Source organism: Chitinolyticbacter albus (genome assembly GCF_024437655.1).
GTDB classification, from domain to species: Bacteria; Pseudomonadota; Gammaproteobacteria; order Burkholderiales; family Chitinibacteraceae; genus Chitinolyticbacter; species Chitinolyticbacter albus.
Genome location: NZ_JANBVF010000012.1, coordinates 1 through 324 on the forward strand (window position 1 = coordinate 1; position 324 = coordinate 324).

General features: G+C 72.2%; 1 protein-coding gene. It reads left to right on the forward strand.

What is annotated here, in order from left to right; all coding sequences use genetic code 11:
• On the forward strand, nt 1-324 hold a 324-nt coding region (locus NLI84_RS09055), incomplete at both ends, for a hypothetical protein (protein ID WP_255989743.1).

Consider the following 324-nt stretch of genomic DNA (forward strand, 5'->3'; position numbering starts at 1 on the left):
GCGGCTGCTGGCGGCGGAGCCGGAGGCGGTGCTGCTGGAGGTGGGTCCGGGTAACACGCTGTCGGGGCTGGTGCGGCAGCTGGCCGGTGCAGCGGGGCGGAGCATCGTGAACAGCGTGCGGCACGTGCAGCAGGGCGGAGCGGATGGCCGCTGGCTGGCGCAAGCGCTGGGGCGGCTGTGGGTGCGTGGGGTATCGGTGGATTGGGCGGGGTACTTCGAGGGTGAGGAACGGCGGCGGGTGCCATTGCCGACGTATCCGTTCCAGCGGCAACGCTATTGGGTAGCGCGCCGGGTGGAGGCGGCTACGGCCACGCTGCAGTGGGT